This window comes from Streptomyces sp. NBC_01214, from assembly GCF_026340975.1.
Classification (GTDB): domain Bacteria; phylum Actinomycetota; class Actinomycetes; order Streptomycetales; family Streptomycetaceae; genus Streptomyces.
In genome coordinates, this window is the sequence record NZ_JAPEOS010000002.1 from 56,481 (window position 1) to 73,979 (window position 17,499).

Consider the following 17,499-nt stretch of genomic DNA (forward strand, 5'->3'; position numbering starts at 1 on the left):
ATTAATGAGGAGTGGCTTTGGCGATCTCCGTCGAAGGTGTCCACAAGCGCTACGGCGACAAGCAGGCCCTGGCCGGGCTGGACCTGGAGGTGGCGCGCGGCACCTTGCACGCGGTGCTCGGCCCCAACGGCGCCGGCAAGACCACGGCCGTGCGGATCATGAGCACCCTGCTCCGCCACGACCGGGGGGTGGTCCGGGTGGCGGGCCACGACGTCACCACGGACCCGGCGGCCGTCCGCTCGCGGATCGGGCTGCTCGGCCAGCACGCGGCGCTCGACGAGGAACTGGCCGGGCGGCAGAACCTGGAGATGTTCGGCCGCCTCCACCACCGGGGCGCGCGCCGGGCCGGGCGGCGCGCCGACGAACTGCTGGAACGCTTCGGCCTCACGGACACCGGCCGCAAGGCGGTGAAGCAGTACAGCGGCGGCATGCGGCGCCGGCTCGACCTCGCCGCCTCCCTGATCACTGACCCGGAGGTGCTCTTCCTGGACGAGCCGACCACGGGTCTCGACCCGCGCGGCCGCGCCGAGGTGTGGGGCGCGGTCCGCTCCCTGGTCGGCGGCGGTACGACCGTCCTGCTCACCACGCAGTACCTGGAGGAGGCCGACCAACTGGCCGACCGGATCGCCCTGATCGACGGCGGCCGGGTCGCCGCCGAGGGAACGGCCGACGAACTGAAGGCCCTGGTCGGGGCGGACCGGATCGTCGTGGTCCTGCGGGACGCGGCACGGCTGGCGGAGGCGGCGCGGCTGCTGCCCGACCCCCTCGTCGATCCCGACACCCTGACCCTGAGCTTCCCGGTGGAGGACCGGATGGCGGGCCTGGCCCGGACCCTGCGGACGCTGGAGGAGGCGGGCGTCGAGGCGGCCGACCTCGCCGTCCGGCGTCCCACGCTGGACGAGGTCTTCCTGCACCTGACCGACCGTGAGGAGGTGGCCGCATGAGCGCGGCATGGGTGGTCTCGGACTCCTGGACGATGACCCGGCGCGAGCTGGCCCACTGGGCGCGGCAGCCGGTCCAAATGGTCGTCGGCCTGGTCTTCCCCGTGATGATGCTGCTGATGTTCGGCTTCCTGGTGGGCGGCGGACGCGGGATCGACGGCGAGTACGTCGAGTTCCTGGTCCCGGGGATGCTCGCCCTCACGATGGCCTTCGGGCTGGAGGCCACCCTGACGGCCGTCACCCAGGACCTGAACAAGGGGGTGATCGACCGCTTCCGCGCCATGCCGATGTCCTCGTCGGCGGTCCTGATGGGCCGCAGCGCCGCCGACATGCTCCAGTCTGCGGTGGGCCTGGCGGTCCTGGCCGCGGTCGGACTGCTGCTCGGCTGGCGCTGGCACGGCGGCGCTGCGGCCGCGCTGCTCGCCTTCGGGCTGCTCCTGCTGCTGCGCTTCGCGATGCTGTGGATCGGGATCTGGCTCGGCATGGTCGCGGGCCGTCCGGAGCTGGTGCAGGCGGTGCAGATCCTGGTGTGGCCGGTGGGCTTCCTGTCCAACGCGTTCGCCACGCCGGAGTCGATGCCGGGCTGGCTGGGCGCGGTGGTGGAATGGAACCCGCTCTCGGCGACGGCCACGGCCGTCCGCGACCTGTTCGGCAACCCGGCCGCGGCGCCCCCGTCGTGGGCCGCCGACCACGCGGCCCTGCTGGCGGTCGCCTGGCCGCTGCTGCTGCTCGCGGTCTTCTTCCCGCTGGCGGTGGGCCGCTACCGGGGACTGAGCACGTAGCCGCCGAAGGGGACTTGCACCTCACGCGGCGTGAGGAACCACAGTGAAGGGCGTACCCAAGCAGAGGAGGGAAGAGATGGGCTACTCCGTGGGCCAGGTCGCCGGTTTCGCCGGGGTCACGGTGCGCACCCTGCACCACTACGACGAGATCGGTCTGCTCTCCCCGGGCGGCCGCAGCAGCGCGGGACACCGGCGGTACGACGACGCCGACATGGACCGGCTGCAGCGGATCCTGTTCTACCGGGAGCTCGGCTTCCCCCTCGACGAGGTCGCGGTCCTGCTGGACGACCCGCAATCGGATCCTCAGGAGCACCTGCGCCGGCAGCATGCCCTGCTGACCGACCGGATCGCCCGGCTCCAGCAGATGGCCAAGGCCGTTGAGCACGCCATGGAGGCGAAGAAGATGGGCATCAACCTCACGCCCGAGGAGAAGTTCGAGGTCTTCGGGGACCAGGACCCGGAGAGTTACGCGCAGGAGGTCGAGGAGCGCTGGGGCGACACCGAGTCGTACGCCGAGTCGCAGCGCCGGGCGGCCTCGTACACGAAGGAGGACTGGCAGCGGATCCAGGACGAGTCCGCCGACTGGGGCCGCCGGTACGTAGCGGCCATGGAGGCGGGCGAACCCGCCGACGGCGAGCGCGCGACGGAGCTGGCCGAGGAGCACCGCCTGCACATCCACAAGTGGTTCTACGACTGCTCGTACGAGATGCACACGTGTCTCGGTGAGATGTACGTGGCGGACGAGCGGTTCACGGCGTTCTACGACGCGATGAAGCCGGGCCTCGCCGAGCACCTGCGGGACGCGATCCTGGCCAACGGCGTGCGCAGGGCGTAAGCGGAATGTCACGCATGCGACCCCTTCCCGTACCTGGAACTGGGTAGGGGTCGTGTGCGTTGATAATTGAAAACCGCCCGTCCCGCTGCACGTCCCCCGATCCAGGAGAGCCCGGAACCCGTGTATACGCTTGCGCTCGGCCCTACGTGGCTGTCCCCGGACTATCTGATCTCGCACTTCGGTCTGATCGGCATCCTGGTCATCGTCTTCGCCGAGTCGGGACTCTTCGCGTTCCTCCCGGGCGACTCCCTGCTGTTCACGGCGGGCCTGCTGGTCGCGGACGGGCAGTACATCAAGCAGCCGCTGTGGTTGGTCTGCACCCTGATCGTGGCCGCCGCGATCATCGGTGACCAGGTCGGCTACATGATCGGCAAGTTCTTCGGGCCGAAGCTCTTCAACCGGCCGAACTCCAAGCTCTTCAAGCGGGAGAACCTGGACAAGGCGCACGAGTTCATGGACAAGCACGGCCCGAAGGCCATCGTGCTCGCCCGCTTCGTGCCGATCATCCGCACCTTCGCCCCGATGGTCGCCGGCGCCGGCACGATGAAGTACCGCACCTTCCTGACCTACAACGTCATCGGCGGCATCGGCTGGGGAGCGGGCGTCACGATCGCCGGCTACTGGCTCGGCCAGATCGAGTTCATCAAGACGAACGTCGAGCCGATCCTGGTGGGCATCGTCCTGATCTCGGTCATCCCGGTGGTCTTCGAGGTGATGAAGGCCCGCAAGGAGAACAAGGCGAACGCCGGTGCCCAGGCGGCCGAGGCCGTGGCCGACGGCTCCGCCCCGCAGGCCCCGGGTGCGCGCGGCCGCCACGCCAAGCGCTGAGCGCCCGCCTGCGGCGCCCTGCCCGCCCGTAACGCCCCGGAGGCCCACCAGAGGCCCCGGGGCGTACGTGTGCCCGCACGGGGCCGCCCACGCCCCCGGCTCCCGCCTGCGGCAGGGTGGGCACATGATGCGATCTCTCGCCGCAGCGGGTCTGCGGGCAGTGGACGGGTGGCGCGAGCCCGTGGGGCTCATACCGCCGTTCCTCACCGGCCAGGCGCCGAGCTGTCCGCCCTGGGAGGGCCGCGTCGAGTCGGTGCTCGACGTCACGGACCCCCTGCTGCACGAGAAGGCGAACGCCGAGTGGTACCGCCTGGCGGTCGAAGGGGGGCTCTTCTCCGAGGCCGACCGCAGGTTCCTGCTCCCCCACCGTCCGGCGGAGGGCGGCCCGGTCGGGTGGCGCTGCGTCGAACTGCAGGACGACTGGGACATCATGGGCGAGGGCGCGGCCGGGCCGCTCGGCAGCGCGCCCTTGCGCCCCGAGTTCCGCATGCTTTCGCTCGACGGGAACGTGCTGTGCTTCGCCACGACGTGGCAACACTCGATCAGCACCTCGGTGCTGACGGCGCCGCATCGTTCGCGGGTCCTGCGCCGGTTCGCCGAATGGGTGGCCCAGGGGGCGGTGGACCGGGCGGACGAGCCGCCCCTGAGCACGGCGGCGCGCCGCTGGCTCGACGCTTCCGCCGGTTGAGGGACCCGGGCGCTCAGAAGCCGCGGGTCCGCTTGGCCGCGCGGCGCTTGGCGGCGCTCGTGGCCCCCGGGATGCGCATGAACAGCCGCGAGGCCTCCGACCCGAGGTTGACCCCGATCGCGATGGCCAGCGCGATGGCCGCGGCGTTCACCAGCGAGCCCAGGCCCTCGTTCAGCCGGTTCTCGGCGATCAGCAGCAGCCCGTAGTACACCGCCGAGCCGGGCAGCAGCGGGCCGATGGCGGCCGTCACGTACGGCAGGGCGGAGGCGAAGCGGTAGCGGGAGAAGAGCTGCCCGAAGAGGCCCACCAGCCCGGCGGCGATGGCGGTGGACGGTACGGGCGGGATGCCCCCCGCGTAGTGCAGGGCCCCGAAGGTGACCCAGGCGACCGCGCCGTTCAGCGTCACGATCAAGACGGTGGAGCGTTCCTGCTGGAGCAGGATCGCGAAGGTGAACACCAGCACCATCGAGGCGGCGATCTGGATCAGCGGCCGCTGCTGGATCTGGAGGACCTCCTCCGGCCGTGGCGAGGCGTCGAACTGCAACCCCACGTAGAGCACCACCAGCACGCCCATGATGATGCCGATGAAGAGGTACATGACCTCCAGCAGCCGGGCCGACGCGGTGATGTAGTAGCCGGTCAGGCCGTCCTGCACGGCCGCGACCACGGCCCGGCCCGGTAGCAGCGCGAACAGCCCACCGGTGATCACGGCGGAGGCCTTGACGTCGATCGCCGTCATGTTGAGCGCGACCCCGATGGCGGCCGGCGGCATCGCGGCGACCACGAACTGGTAGAACTCGGGCAGCCCGCGCCCGGCGCACAGCCAGGCCAGGCGGTCACCGAGGACCGCGCCGATCGCAGCGGCGACGAAGACGAGGACCCCGCCGCCGACGAGGGTGGAGGCGGCTCCGGCGAGCAGTCCGGCGGAGGCCGTGAGCATCCAGCCGGGGTACGGGTGCCGGTTGCGGCGGATCTCGGCGAGGCGCCGGTAGGCCTCCTCCAGCGTCACGTCGATCTCGTGGGCGCTGATGTCGTCCACGAGCCGGAACACGGCCGCGAGCCGGTTGTAGTCGGTGCCGCGGCGGCGCACGGTCCGGCTGGCCGTGACCGGGTCGCCCACCAGCGAGGGGTGGTGGGTGATCGACAGCATGGTGAAGGTGACGGTCGGCTCGCAGCGGTCCAGCCCGTACGAGCGGGCCACCGCGAACATTGCGGCCTCCACGTCCTCGGCGCCCTCACCGCCCGCGAGCAGCAGCTCGCCGATGCGCAGGGTCAGGTCGAGCACGCGGCCCACGGCGGGCCCGGTCTCGCTGTGGCGCTGCACGAGCTCCGGTACGGGCCGCACGTCGACCGGCATGCGCAGCATCGTGCGCATGCGGTCCTGCCAGGGCGATTCCTTCATCTGCGCGACGGGGAAGCCCTGGCCGGGGGTGTAAGCGGGCGGGGACTGCGCGGCCCGGTAGGTGGCCGGGGCGGCGAAGGCCGACCCCTCGGGCTCGGGCTGCACCGGATCGGCGCCCGCCGGACGGGCGAATTCCGAGGTGGGCTGGTCCTCCTCGGGAACGTCCGGCTCCATGCCGGGCGGCGGCGTGAAGGCGCTGTGCGCCTCGTCGGACTGGGGCTTCCTGTCCTCTGCCCCGTCGGCCTCCGCCACGCGTCCTCCAGTCCGTGATCACCCGGGGTATCAGTATGCGGAATCGTTTCCTCCCGCCGCACGCCCAGCGCACGCCCACCCTGCCCCCGGGCACGGCCCCACCGCACCCCCGGCACGGACCCGGTGCGCACCCGGCCGCGACCGCCGCGGCGGCCCGCGAACGCGACGACGGGCGGCATCCCCGTGGGATACCGCCCGCCATGTCACGAGGGGCGCGGGGCAGTGCCCCGGCCCGTTACCGCCGAGCGCGAGCTCAGTGGTGGCCGCCCTGCGCCTCGAGGCGCTTGAACGAGGCCTCGATCTCGGCCTCGGCCTCGGTGCGGCCGACCCAGTTCGCGCCCTCGACCGACTTGCCCGGCTCCAGGTCCTTGTAGACCTCGAAGAAGTGCTGGATCTCCAGGCGGTCGAACTCGGACACGTGGTGGATGTCGCGCAGGTGCTCCACACGCGGGTCGGAGGCCGGCACGCACAGCAGCTTGGCGTCGCCGCCCGCCTCGTCCGTCATGTTGAACATGCCGATGGCGCGGCACTTGATCAGGCAGCCCGGGAAGGTCGGCTCGTCCAGGATGACCAGCGCGTCCAGCGGGTCGCCGTCCTCGCCGAGGGTGTTCTCGACGAAGCCGTAGTCGGCCGGGTAGCTGGTCGAGGTGAAGAGGCGACGGTCCAGACGGATCCGGCCGGTCTCGTGGTCCACCTCGTACTTGTTCCGCGAACCCTTGGGGATCTCGATGGTGACGTCGAACTCCACGTCCTGCTCCTCCATGATCAGCTGCATTGCTTCGGGACTGCGTCGTTTCACCTGCGTGCGCGTCCGTCCCAGCCCTGCCGGGTGGGGTGCCATGCTCGCGGCAAGACGCAGTGGTTAAGTGTCCCTCACGCATATGTGTGATCGCGAAAGGGGCTGGTCCGAGGTGCCATTGGTCAAGACCTGGCAGCTCATCGCGGGGTCGGCCGTCGCCGGCCTCGCCCTGTCGGTGGCAGCGGTGGCCGCCGCCGGTCCTTGGGACTCCGGCCAGCGTAAGGCCGAGCGGGCCAGGGCCGCCTCCTGGGGCCGTACGGGTGGCGCAGATCACGATGGAGGGCCCGGTTCCGGCGCCCTGCCCGAGGCCGCGCCCAGCGCCCCCGGGGTGCTCGGGGCGATCGGCCCCGGCGCACCGCGCGCGCAGAGCGCCCCCGCCGCCGCCGGGGGCCTGGCCGCAGCGCTGAAGCCGCTGCTCGCCGATCCCGCGCTCGGCACCGTCCGTACCGCGTCCGTCGTCGACACCGCCACCGGGCAGGTGCTCTACGAGTCCGGGGCGGGGGACGCGATGACCCCCGCCTCCACCGTCAAGATCGTCACCGCCGCCGCCGCGCTGGCCGCCCTCGGGCCCGAACACCGGATCAGGACCACCGTCACGCCCGGCGCCACCCCCGGACAGATCGTCCTGGTCGGCGGCGGCGACCCCTCGCTCACCGCGAAGAAGAAGAGTCCCGCCGGATCCGGCGGCAGCCTCGTCGCCCTCGCCGGTGACACCGCGCAGGCCCTCAAGGCCGCCGGCACCGACACCGTGACCCTCGGGTACGACGACGGCCTCTACACCGGACCCGCCCGCCACCCGATCGGCGTCAACCCCAACATCGCCCCGGTGACCGCCCTGACGGCCGACGAGGGCCGCCCCGACGACTCCACCTCCGGGCCCGTGGACCGCTCCGACGACCCCTCCAGGGACGCCGCCCGGGCCTTCCGCACCCTGCTGGCCGATCGCGGCATCAAGGTCACCGGCGAACCGGCGAAGGCCAAACCCGCCGCCGGCGTCCAGCCGCTGGCCGTGACCCTCTCCACCCCGGTCGCCGGGCTCGTCGAGCGGATGCTGACCAGCAGCGACAACGACATCGCCGAGGCCCTCGCCCGGCAGACCGCCCTCGCCTCCGGCCGACCCGCGAGCTTCGAGGGCGCCGAGCAGGCCGTCACCGACCGGCTCACCGCCCTCGGCGTCGACACCGCCGGCTCCCGCTTCGCCGACGGCAGCGGCCTGAACCGCGCCGACAAGGTCAGCGCGGGCCTGCTGACCGGGCTCCTCGCCAAAGCCGCCGACCCCCAGCGCCCCGAGCTGCGGCCGGTCCTCACCGGACTGCCCGTCGCCGGATTCACCGGAACCCTGAAGGCCCGCAACTCCGGCAGCTCCCCGGCCGCCGGCCTGCTCCGCGCCAAGACCGGCACCCTGTCCGGGGTGAACTCCCTCTCCGGAACGGTGGTCGACCCCTCCGGCCGACTCCTCGCCTTCGCCTTCCTGACGGCGAACACCCCCGGCCCCGAGGGCGCCGAGAAGGCCCTCGACAAGCTGGCCGCGGCCGTCGCGACCGCTTCGTAGGGGGTCCGCAGGAGGGCCGGTCCACGTACGGTTGACGCATGACGAGCATCGGTGGTGTGGAGATGGTCGACTGGAACCTCGCGGTGGCGACCGCGACCCGACTGGTACGACCCGGCCCGGAGGTCACCCGGGACGAGGCGCGGGCCGTCGTGGCAGAGCTGCGACGGCACGCCAGGACCTCGGAACGGCACGTGCGCGAGTTCACCCGGATGATCCCCGAGGGGTCGGCCGTCCCCGACACGCCCGTCCTGGTCGTCGACCGGGCCGGCTGGGTCAAGGCCAACGTCGCCGGCTTCCGCGAGCTGCTCCAGCCGCTCCTCGGCAAGATGCAGGACCGCCGCGCGGGCGCCCCGGGCGGAGCCGTCCTCGGAGCCGTCGGCGGCAAGGTCACCGGCGTCGAGCTGGGCATGCTGCTGAGCTTCCTGGCCTCCCGGGTCCTGGGCCAGTACGAGACCTTCGCGCCCGTCTCCCGGGACCTGCCCGCTTCCGCCGCCGGCGGCCGGCTGCTGCTCGTCGCGCCCAACATCGTGCACGTCGAGCGCGAGCTGGAGGTGCACCCGCACGACTTCCGGCTGTGGGTCTGCCTGCACGAGGAGACGCACCGTACACAGTTCACGGCCGTCCCGTGGCTGCGCGAGCACCTCGAAGGCGAAATCCAGACGTTCCTCGGCGCCACCGACATGGACCCCTCCACCGTGCTGGAACGCATCCGTGAGGCCGCCCAGTCCTTCGCGGGCGCCCGCCCCGACGCCGAGCACGGTGACGAGGGACGCTCCCTCGTGGAGCTCGTACAGACCCCCGAGCAGCGCGAGATCCTGAGCCGGCTCACCGCCGTCATGTCCCTGCTGGAGGGCCACGCCGACTTCGTGATGGACGGGGTCGGCCCCCAGGTGGTGCCCTCGGTCGCCGAGATCCGGGAGAAGTTCCAGCAGCGCAGGGCCAGCGGGGCCGGCCGCCTCGACGCCGCCCTGCGCAAGCTGCTGGGCCTCGACGCCAAGCTGCGCCAGTACCGCGACGGCGAGCGCTTCGTACGCGCCGTCGTCGGCCAGGTCGGCATGGACGGCTTCAACCGGGTGTGGACCTCCCCGAACACACTGCCGACCAAGGCCGAGATCGCCAGGCCCGCCGACTGGGTGGCCCGGGTGCACCGCAAGGGGAGCGAACAGAGCGAAGCGGAGTGACACAGGGGGCGTAAACATGTCTCACTGGGGGAAGCAGCGTCACCCGTCCGAGGGACCGTGGGCCGTGGAAGGGCGTGCGATGCTCGGGGAACGGCTCGGTTCTGTCACCATCGACGCACTCTGAGTGACATCCTCCCGTTCCGCGGGGCGGCCGGGAGCAGCACCCCGGCACCCCGGCGCACCACCCCAACGCCTCCGAGGCATCCGAACTCCATCGAAGGGCACCGGACATGGGTCCCCATCCTGCGGTCGCGGCGATACGCCTGGCGGTCCGCCGCGTACTCCACGACGTCCTCACCGACCACACGGGCAGTCCCGCCGGCCCCCGCCGCGCCGGGGACTCCCTGCCGCTCGTCCTCGTCGCCTGCTCCGGCGGCGCCGACTCCATGGCGCTCGCCTCCGCCCTCGCCTTCGAGGCCCCCAAGCTCGGCATCCGGGCCGGCGGCATCACCGTCGACCACGGACTGCAGCCCGGCTCCGACCTGCGCGCCGCCGAGGTCGTCACCCGCATGACCGCGCTCCGCCTCGACCCGGTGGAGTCCGTCGCCGTGCGCGTCGGCCGCGACGGCGGACCCGAGGCCGCCGCCCGCGACGCCCGCTACGGGGCCCTGGACGAAGCCGCGGACCGCCTCGGCGCCGCCGCAGTGCTGCTCGGCCACACCCGGGACGATCAAGCCGAAACCGTCCTGCTGGGCCTGGCCCGCGGCTCCGGCATCCGCTCGCTCTCCGGCATGCCGGAGGTCTCCGGCGGCAGCGCGGGCCGAACGAACCGCTACCGCCGCCCCTTCCTCCAGGTCGACCGGCAGACCGCCCGCAAGGCCTGCATGGTCCAGTCCCTCCCCGTCTGGGACGACCCGCACAACATCGACCCCGCCTACACCCGCTCCCGGCTGCGCCACGAGGGACTGCCCGCCCTGGAGAAGGCGCTCGGCAAGGGGGTCGTCGAGGCACTCGCCCGCACCGCGCAGCTCTCCCGGGACGACGCAGACGCCCTGGACGCCTGGGCCGCCGAGGCGGAGACCGGCGTGCGCGACGCGGACGGCCGCCTGGAGTGCGCCAAGCTCTACGCCCTGCCCCCGGCCGTCCGCCGCCGCGTGCTGCGCAGGGCCGTCGTCGCGGCGGGTTCCCCCGCGGGCTCCCTCTTCGCCCGCCACATCGAAGAAGTCGACCGCCTCATCACCGGATGGCGGGGTCAGGGCGCCATCAACCTGCCCGGCCGGGTCGAGGCCCAGCGGCAGGGTGGCAGACTTGTCATCCGGCAGGGCTGATTGGTGCTGAAACACGGCTGAGTCCTCCGGGGTCGCACCCCGGAGCCCCGGCCGACAACGAAAGTGATGCGGGTGGACGAGAAGGACATGGGCAACGACCTCCAGTCGGTGCTCATCACCAAGGAAGAGATCGACGCGAAGCTGGCCGAGCTGGCCGCGAAGATCGACGCGGAGTACGCGGGCAAGGACCTGCTCATCGTCGGTGTGCTCAAGGGCGCCGTGATGGTGATGGCGGACCTGGCGCGTGCCTTGTCCACCCCGCTCACCATGGACTGGATGGCGGTGTCCTCGTACGGCGCCGGGACCCAGTCCTCCGGCGTGGTGCGGATCCTCAAGGACCTGGACACCGACATCAAGGACAAGCACGTCCTGATCGTCGAGGACATCATCGACTCGGGCCTGACGCTGTCCTGGCTGCTGTCGAACCTGGGCTCCCGCCAGCCGGCCTCCCTGGAGGTCGTCACGCTGCTGCGCAAGCCCGAGGCCGCCAAGGTCGCGATCGACGTGAAGTGGGTCGGCTTCGACATCCCCAACGAGTTCGTCGTGGGCTACGGCCTGGACTACGCGGAGAAGTACCGCAACCTGCCGTTCGTCGGCACGCTCGCCCCGCACGTCTACGGCGGCTGATCCCGCTCCCGCTCCCGCCCCCGGGAACCCCGGCAGTCCGCGGGGAACCTGGGGGCGTTCCCCGCCGTTGAAGCAGGGGAAGACGGGTCTGTCAGCCGTCCCACAGGGCCGCGGGTGACAATTCAGGGGTACATTCCGAAGAACAGTCTTTACTCACAGCAGCATTTACCTACGGGCAGGAGGGACGGGACGCCTGGCGTCCCGTATGGATGGACGTGAAGCGATACTTCCGTGGGCCGGTCATGTGGATCGTGCTGGCCGTCCTCGCCGTGGTCGTGTTGATGAATGTCGTCGGCTCCGGCGGCGGCTACAAGTCGGTGGACACCAGCGAGGTCATCAAGGCGATCAACACTGGCCAGGTGGAGACAGCCAAGCTGACCACCGGCGACAGCCAGATGATCAAGATCGAGCTCAAGCAAGGCGAGAAGCTCGGCAAGCACGACGGCACCAAGTTCCAGGCCAACTACATCGGGGATCAGGGCGTCCAGCTCGCCCAGAGCCTCCAGACCAAGTACGACGCCGGTCAGATCCCGGACGGTTACTCCGTCACGCCGGACAAGACCAGCCCGTTCCTGAGCGTGCTGCTCTCGCTCCTGCCCTTCGTGCTCATCGTCGTTGTCTTCCTGTTCCTGATGAACCAGATGCAGGGCGGCGGCTCCCGGGTCATGAACTTCGGGAAGTCCAAGGCCAAGCTCATCACCAAGGACACCCCGAAGACCACGTTCGCCGATGTCGCGGGCTCGGACGAGGCCGTCGAGGAACTCCACGAGATCAAGGAGTTCCTGCAGGAGCCGGCGAAGTTCCAGGCCGTCGGCGCCAAGATCCCCAAGGGCGTGCTGCTGTACGGTCCGCCCGGCACCGGAAAGACCCTGCTGGCGCGTGCCGTCGCGGGCGAGGCCGGTGTCCCCTTCTACTCGATCTCCGGATCCGACTTCGTCGAGATGTTCGTCGGTGTCGGTGCCTCGCGTGTCCGCGACCTGTTCGAGCAGGCCAAGGCCAACGCCCCGGCGATCGTCTTCGTCGACGAGATCGACGCCGTCGGCCGGCACCGCGGTGCGGGTCTCGGCGGCGGTCACGACGAGCGCGAGCAGACCCTCAACCAGCTGCTGGTCGAGATGGACGGCTTCGACGTGAAGGGCGGCGTCATCCTGATCGCCGCCACGAACCGCCCGGACATCCTCGACCCGGCGCTGCTGCGCCCGGGCCGCTTCGACCGGCAGATCGCGGTCGACCGTCCGGACATGCAGGGCCGTCTGGAGATCCTCAAGGTCCACCAGAAGGGCAAGCCGGTCGCCCCGGACGTCGACCTGGGCGCCGTCGCCCGTCGCACGCCCGGCTTCACCGGTGCCGATCTCTCCAACGTCCTGAACGAGGCCGCGCTGCTCACGGCCCGCTCGGACAAGAAGCTGATCGACAACCACTCGCTGGACGAGGCGATCGACCGCGTCGTGGCGGGCCCGCAGAAGCGGACCCGGATCATGTCGGACCGGGAGAAGAAGATCACCGCGTACCACGAGGGCGGACACGCCCTGGTCGCGGCGGCCTCCCCGAACTCCGACCCGGTCCACAAGATCACGATCCTGTCCCGCGGCCGGGCCCTGGGCTACACCATGGTCCTGCCCGACGAGGACAAGTACTCCACCACGCGCAACGAGATGCTCGACCAGCTGGCGTACATGCTGGGCGGGCGCGCGGCGGAGGAGCTGGTCTTCCACGACCCGACCACCGGCGCGGCGAACGACATCGAGAAGGCCACCGCCACGGCGCGGGCCATGGTCACGCAGTACGGCATGACCGAGCGTCTCGGTGCGATCAAGTTCGGCGGCGACAACACCGAGCCGTTCCTGGGCCGCGAGATGTCGCACCCGCGGGACTACTCGGAAGAGGTCGCGGCGCTGGTCGACGAAGAGGTCAAGAAGCTCATCGAGACCGCGCACAACGAGGCCTGGGAGATCCTGGTCGAGAACCGTGACGTCCTCGACAACCTGGTCCTCGCGCTGCTGGAGAAGGAGACGCTGAACAAGGAGCAGATCGCCGAGATCTTCTCGACGATCGTGAAGCGTCCGGCCCGCCCCGCGTGGACCGGCTCCGCCCGCCGCACCCCCTCCACCCGTCCGCCGGTGCTCTCTCCCAAGGAGCTCCAGCTGACGAACTCGGCGAACGGCACGTCGGCCAGTGTCGCGCCGGTCTCCACGGAGAAGGGCATCGAGGTGGCTCCCGAGGACCGCCCCGAGTAACCGGCGGCTCGACCCACCCGGAATGGAAGCCGCGCCCCCCAGGTTCTAGCCTGGGGGGCGCGGTATTTTTTCACAGGAACGAGGAATCGATGACGGACCCAGTGACCCTGACCGGCGATGAGGGCACGATCGGCGTGTTCGACGAGAAGCGCGCCGAAGCGGCGGTCCGTGAGCTCCTGATCGCGGTCGGCGAGGACCCGGACCGCGAGGGCCTGCTGGAGACCCCGGCGCGCGTGGCGCGGGCGTACAAGGAGATCCTGGGGGGTCTGTGGCAGAAGCCCGAAGACGTCCTGACGACGGTCTTCGACCTGGGGCATGACGAGATGGTCCTGGTGAAGGACATTGAAATCGTATCCCTGTGCGAACATCATCTGCTGCCGTTCCACGGAGTCGCCCACGTCGGCTACATCCCGGCGGAGAACGGCAAGATCACGGGCCTGTCGAAGCTGGCTCGCCTCGTGGACGTCTACGCCCGCCGACCGCAGGTACAGGAACGTCTCACCACGCAGATCGCGGATTCCTTGATGGACATCCTCGACGCGCGCGGCGCCATCGTGGTGATCGAGGCCGAGCACATGTGCATGTCGGTCCGCGGCATACGCAAGCCGGGCGCCAAGACCACCACGTCCGCAGTCCGCGGCCAGCTCCGTGCCACGGCCACCCGTGCCGAGGCGATGAGCCTGATCATGGCGCGCTAGCCGGATCGTCCGTGCTGTCCGCTACGGTCCCCCTCCGTGAGTTCACGGAGGGGGACCGATGCTTTGGGGGTCTACCGAGCAGGCAGACGGTCAACGCCGTCGGCGGGCGGCTTCGGGCCTGCGGTGATGTCCGCCCCGGACATCACTTGTGGACCGGATGGACGCACGCGCGCGATGCCGTCGGCACCGTGGTGGCGTGGGCTCGGCCGACAAGATCCGAAAGAGGCGGCCTAGGCGTGGGCCGGGGCCTCGGGGGTGTCGTCGTCCTCGGGGAGTTTCAGGACGTGCTCCAGGAAGAGGGCCGCGGCGATGACCGCGATGCCCGCCAGGACCGAGAAACCGGCGTACCAGGCCTGGTCGCGGCGGGCGGGAACGTCGAGGGCGTCGGTCAGCAGGAAGACGCCCACACCGCCGTACATGCCCGCCACCAGTGCGGCCACCAGCGCACTGGCCTGCCCGAACACCACCGCGCGGGCCGCCATCAGCGGCTCCACGCCCTTGGCGCCCGGGCGGCGCTCGCGCTGGGCCTTGAGGCGGGCGCGCATGGACAGGGCCGTGGCGAGCAGCACTGCCGCGATGACGCCCAGGACGATCGGCGCGGCCAGCGGAACGCCCGGCAGGGTGCCGTAGGCGTTCCACAGGCGCGCGCCCGCCCAGGACAGGATGCCGGCGACCACGAAGATGCCCGCCAGGACCGCCGGCCTCAGTTGCTTCACTTGCCCGTTCCCCACTTTCAGCGAGTAGCCGTGAACAGGCTACTAACGACTACTCGGGGAGGTGGAGTTCCAGGTCGGGGCGCGGCTCCACGCCGACCAGGCCGATTTCGGCCAGCAGCGCCGTGACCGGGCCGCGGCCCGGGATCTGGGCCTCCGGGTCGATGTCGTGCCAGGGGGCCAGTACGAAGGCGCGCTGGTGGGCGCGCGGGTGCGGGAGGGTGAGGACCGGGTCGTCAGAGACCCGGTCGGCGTACGCGACGATGTCCACGTCGATCGTGCGCGGCCCCCAGCGCTCCTCGCGGACGCGGTCGAAGGCCTCCTCGACGGCGTGCGCGCGCTCCAGGAGCGAGGACGGCGGCAGGGTGGTCTTCACGGCGACGACCGCGTTGAGGTACGAGGGCTGCGAGCCGGGTGCGACGCCCCACGGCTCGGTCTCGTAGACGGGGGAGACGGCCTTGACCCGCATGCCGGGCGTGTCCCCGAGGGCGTCGATGGCACCCTGCAGGGTCTCCAGCCGGTTGCCGAGGTTCGCGCCGAGCGCGATCACGGCCCATTTGGGGTTGGACAGGGTCACGTCCGCCGCGTCGACCGCCTCCACGACGGAGGCGGGGACCGGCTGGACGGTGGGGTCGCTCTGAGCGTTCAGTCCGTTGTTCATGCGCGGCTCCGGGTGATCGTGATGGTCACGTCGTCGAAGGGGACGGTGATGGGCGCGTCCGGCTTGTGGACGACGACCTCCACCTGCGCCACCGCTTCGTGCTTGAGGCACTGCTGGGCGATTCGCTCGGCCAGGGTTTCGATCAGGTCGACGGGCTCGCCCTGGACCACGTCGACGACCTCCTCGGCGACGACCCCGTAGTGCACGGTCTTCGCCAGGTCGTCTCCGGCCGCCGCGGGGCGGGTGTCGAGGTGCAGCACGAGGTCGACGATGAAGGTCTGGCCTTCCTCGCGTTCCCGGGGGAAGACGCCGTGGTGCCCGCGAGCCTTGAGGCCGCGCAGCGCGACACGATCCACGCGAATCACTCCTGCTTTGGTAGGTGCTTCCGGTCCCGGGGCTCCCCGGGGCCATGGCTGCGCCGAGTGCGGTCGGCGTCGTCCGTCTTCGAATTTACCTGCGAAATACTCCGGCTCCCGCCGGAGGGGTCAGGAGGCGTCCTCCTCCTCGTCCTCGTCGGACTCCGTGAGGACGGGAGAACCGTGGTGGGACCAGAGCCGCCAGCCCTCGGATGTGCGTCGGAACACATTCGTCGCGACGACCAGTTGACCGACGAGCGGGCCTAGCTCCCCGCCGTCCTCGGCGGGGCCTCCGCTGAGGATGTTCTCCGTACACGTCACCAGGGCGGTATCGCCTATTACGGCCACTTTGGTGTCGGTGAGGAAGAACTGGATGTAGTCGGTGTGCGACATGATGAGCGCGTACGAGCGCAGGACCTCGCCGCGGCCCGAGAGCACCGGCCAGCCGGGGTGGACGCAGGAGATCTCGTCCTCCAGCCAGAGCGCCGACAGTGAGTCGAAGTCCCCCCGCTCCATTGCCTCGTAGAAGGCCGTGTTGACCTCTTCGACCGCCTCGATGTCGGTTCTGCTCACGGTGCTCCTTGTCGGTGGGTACGGATCAGAGTGCGCCTTCCACGGCACGGGCCACTCGAACCGCGTCCGCGGTCGCCCGTACCTCGTGCACCCGTACGGCCCAGGCGCCCTGGTGGGCGGCGATCGCGGAGACGGCGGCCGTGGCAGCGTCCCGCTCGCGGGCGGGCGGCGGGGTGGTGTCGGCCCCACCGGCCAGGACCCGGCCGAGGAAACGCTTCCTCGACGCGGCGACCAGCAGCGGGAAGCCCAGCGCGCGCAGCTCGGGCAGGTGGGCGACGAGGGCCAGGTCGTGCTCGGCGTTCTTGGCGAAACCGAGGCCGGGGTCGACGAGGAGCCGCTCGGGGGCGATCCCCCCGGCCACGACCGCGTCGATCCGGGTCCGCAGTTCGGCGGTGACCTCGGCGACCACGTCGTCGTAGACGGCGAGGCTGTTCATGTCGGCGCTGAAGCCGCGCCAGTGCATCACGACGAAGGGCACCTCGGCGGCGGCGACGGCCGGGATCATCCCGGGGTCGGCCAGGCCGCCGCTGACGTCGTTGACCAGGGTCGCGCCGGCCTCGACGGCCCGGGCGGCGACGGCCGCGCGCATGGTGTCCACGGAGACGGTGACGCCTTCGGAGGCCAGGCCCCGGACCACGGGGACGACCCGGCGCAGCTCCTCTTCCTCGTCGACGCGGGAAGCGCCGGGTCGGGTGGACTCGCCGCCGACGTCGACGAGGTCGGCGCCGTGCTCGACGAGGTCGAGGCCGCGCTTGACCGCGGCGGTGGTGTCGAACCACCGACCGCCGTCGGAGAAGGAGTCGGGAGTGACGTTGACGACGCCCATGACCGCGCAGCGGTCCCAGTCAGGCAGACCTGCGACCCGGCCCCTGCCGGTGGCTCCGCGCTTCGTGTTCATAGGTCCAAGGGTAGGGCTGACCTGGATACGACAGGGCCCCGGCGCCCTTGCCCTATCCGGGCGGTACGAGGGCGCCGGGGCCAGGTCCGGCGTGCGGGGGCCGCGTTGGTCTCTCCCGGCTCCTGCCGGGTTCTCCGTCCGTACCGGCCTGCGGCCCGGCCTGCGGTGGGCGGGTACCCCGACGTGGGGGACCCGCCCGGAGCCGGGG

General features: G+C 71.2%; 17 protein-coding genes and 1 pseudogene. 11 read left to right on the top strand and 7 right to left on the bottom strand.

What is annotated here, in order from left to right:
* The first annotated feature begins 11 nt into the window (after window positions 1–11).
* From OG594_RS24935 to OG594_RS24955, 5 genes and pseudogenes are all read left to right on the top strand, one after another.
* On the top strand, window positions 12–944 hold the full coding sequence (locus tag OG594_RS24935) for an ATP-binding cassette domain-containing protein (protein ID WP_266603349.1): 933 nt from the start codon (window positions 12–14) through the stop codon (window positions 942–944).
* Window positions 941–1,723 carry an ABC transporter permease gene (locus OG594_RS24940; RefSeq protein ID WP_266603351.1) on the top strand — a complete coding sequence of 261 codons (783 nt, stop codon included), beginning with the start codon at window positions 941–943 and terminating at the stop codon, window positions 1,721–1,723. Before OG594_RS24935 ends, OG594_RS24940 begins: the two co-directional genes overlap by 4 nt.
* Window positions 1,724–1,799: 76 nt before the next feature.
* Complete coding sequence (locus tag OG594_RS24945) at window positions 1,800–2,558, top strand: MerR family transcriptional regulator (protein ID WP_266603353.1); 759 nt, start codon at window positions 1,800–1,802, stop codon at window positions 2,556–2,558.
* Window positions 2,559–2,678: 120 nt separating this feature from the next.
* Window positions 2,679–3,296, top strand: a pseudogene (locus OG594_RS24950) (DedA family protein); the annotation flags it as partial.
* 214 nt (window positions 3,297–3,510) lie between these two features.
* On the top strand, window positions 3,511–4,074 hold the full coding sequence (locus tag OG594_RS24955; protein WP_266603357.1) for a hypothetical protein: 564 nt from the start codon (window positions 3,511–3,513) through the stop codon (window positions 4,072–4,074).
* A gap of 13 nt (window positions 4,075–4,087) precedes the next feature.
* Here OG594_RS24955 and OG594_RS24960 read toward each other — a convergent pair whose 3' ends face one another.
* Window positions 4,088–5,728, bottom strand: a complete 1,641-nt coding sequence (locus OG594_RS24960; RefSeq protein WP_266603359.1) for a threonine/serine exporter ThrE family protein — start codon at window positions 5,726–5,728, stop codon at window positions 4,088–4,090.
* A gap of 253 nt (window positions 5,729–5,981) precedes the next feature.
* Window positions 5,982–6,476 (bottom strand): inorganic diphosphatase, encoded by a 495-nt coding sequence (locus tag OG594_RS24965; protein WP_030756147.1) that lies wholly within the window; start codon window positions 6,474–6,476, stop codon window positions 5,982–5,984.
* Between the two features lie 163 nt (window positions 6,477–6,639).
* Here OG594_RS24965 and dacB point away from each other — a divergent pair, with 163 nt between their 5' ends.
* The 6 genes from dacB to folE all read left to right on the top strand — a co-directional run bounded on the left by dacB (window position 6,640) and on the right by folE (window position 14,090).
* Entirely contained in the window at window positions 6,640–8,079 is a 1,440-nt protein-coding gene (gene dacB, locus OG594_RS24970) for a D-alanyl-D-alanine carboxypeptidase/D-alanyl-D-alanine-endopeptidase (RefSeq protein ID WP_266603361.1), read from the top strand.
* 38 nt (window positions 8,080–8,117) lie between these two features.
* Window positions 8,118–9,260 (top strand): zinc-dependent metalloprotease, encoded by a 1,143-nt coding sequence (locus tag OG594_RS24975; RefSeq protein ID WP_266603363.1) that lies wholly within the window; start codon window positions 8,118–8,120, stop codon window positions 9,258–9,260.
* A gap of 230 nt (window positions 9,261–9,490) precedes the next feature.
* A complete protein-coding gene (tilS, locus tag OG594_RS24980) occupies window positions 9,491–10,528 on the top strand; it encodes a tRNA lysidine(34) synthetase TilS (RefSeq protein ID WP_266603365.1) in 1,038 nt (345 codons plus the stop codon).
* Between the two features lie 66 nt (window positions 10,529–10,594).
* Window positions 10,595–11,155 carry a hypoxanthine phosphoribosyltransferase gene (hpt, locus tag OG594_RS24985; RefSeq protein WP_030010907.1) on the top strand — a complete coding sequence of 187 codons (561 nt, stop codon included), beginning with the start codon at window positions 10,595–10,597 and terminating at the stop codon, window positions 11,153–11,155.
* Window positions 11,156–11,364: 209 nt separating this feature from the next.
* Window positions 11,365–13,392, top strand: coding sequence for an ATP-dependent zinc metalloprotease FtsH (ftsH, locus tag OG594_RS24990; RefSeq protein ID WP_030010908.1), 2,028 nt, complete (start codon window positions 11,365–11,367; stop codon window positions 13,390–13,392).
* A gap of 89 nt (window positions 13,393–13,481) precedes the next feature.
* Window positions 13,482–14,090: a GTP cyclohydrolase I FolE gene (folE, locus tag OG594_RS24995; protein ID WP_266603368.1), complete on the top strand. Its 609-nt coding sequence runs from the start codon at window positions 13,482–13,484 to the stop codon at window positions 14,088–14,090.
* Between the two features lie 230 nt (window positions 14,091–14,320).
* Here the strand turns inward: folE and OG594_RS25000 are convergent, their stop codons facing one another.
* The 5 genes from OG594_RS25000 to folP form a co-directional block, all read right to left on the bottom strand.
* Window positions 14,321–14,806 (bottom strand): DUF3180 domain-containing protein, encoded by a 486-nt coding sequence (locus OG594_RS25000; RefSeq protein WP_266603370.1) that lies wholly within the window; start codon window positions 14,804–14,806, stop codon window positions 14,321–14,323.
* Window positions 14,807–14,855: 49 nt separating this feature from the next.
* A complete protein-coding gene (gene folK / locus OG594_RS25005; RefSeq protein ID WP_266603372.1) occupies window positions 14,856–15,464 on the bottom strand; it encodes a 2-amino-4-hydroxy-6-hydroxymethyldihydropteridine diphosphokinase in 609 nt (202 codons plus the stop codon).
* Window positions 15,461–15,820 (bottom strand): dihydroneopterin aldolase, encoded by a 360-nt coding sequence (gene folB / locus OG594_RS25010; protein ID WP_030010912.1) that lies wholly within the window; start codon window positions 15,818–15,820, stop codon window positions 15,461–15,463. The genes folK and folB overlap by 4 nt, the downstream gene beginning before the upstream one ends.
* Window positions 15,821–15,949: 129 nt before the next feature.
* Window positions 15,950–16,393, bottom strand: coding sequence for a nuclear transport factor 2 family protein (locus OG594_RS25015; RefSeq protein ID WP_266603374.1), 444 nt, complete (start codon window positions 16,391–16,393; stop codon window positions 15,950–15,952).
* 25 nt (window positions 16,394–16,418) lie between these two features.
* Window positions 16,419–17,291 (bottom strand): dihydropteroate synthase, encoded by an 873-nt coding sequence (folP, locus tag OG594_RS25020; RefSeq protein ID WP_266603375.1) that lies wholly within the window; start codon window positions 17,289–17,291, stop codon window positions 16,419–16,421.
* Window positions 17,292–17,499 lie beyond the last annotated feature (208 nt).

Bases quoted from the DNA above. Each gene is read 5' to 3' on its own strand.
- OG594_RS24940 (WP_266603351.1), top strand. From the start codon at position 941: ATGAGCGCGGCATGGGTGGTCTCGGACTCCTGGACGATGACCCGGCGC.
- OG594_RS24945 (WP_266603353.1), top strand. From the start codon at position 1,800: ATGGGCTACTCCGTGGGCCAGGTCGCCGGTTTCGCCGGGGTCACGGTG.
- OG594_RS24955 (WP_266603357.1), top strand. From the start codon at position 3,511: ATGATGCGATCTCTCGCCGCAGCGGGTCTGCGGGCAGTGGACGGGTGG.
- OG594_RS24975 (WP_266603363.1), top strand. From the start codon at position 8,118: ATGACGAGCATCGGTGGTGTGGAGATGGTCGACTGGAACCTCGCGGTG.
- tilS (WP_266603365.1), top strand. From the start codon at position 9,491: ATGGGTCCCCATCCTGCGGTCGCGGCGATACGCCTGGCGGTCCGCCGC.
- hpt (WP_030010907.1), top strand. From the start codon at position 10,595: ATGCGGGTGGACGAGAAGGACATGGGCAACGACCTCCAGTCGGTGCTC.
- ftsH (WP_030010908.1), top strand. From the start codon at position 11,365: ATGGACGTGAAGCGATACTTCCGTGGGCCGGTCATGTGGATCGTGCTG.
- folE (WP_266603368.1), top strand. From the start codon at position 13,482: ATGACGGACCCAGTGACCCTGACCGGCGATGAGGGCACGATCGGCGTG.
- folK (WP_266603372.1), bottom strand. From the start codon at position 15,464: ATGAACAACGGACTGAACGCTCAGAGCGACCCCACCGTCCAGCCGGTC.
- folP (WP_266603375.1), bottom strand. From the start codon at position 17,291: ATGAACACGAAGCGCGGAGCCACCGGCAGGGGCCGGGTCGCAGGTCTG.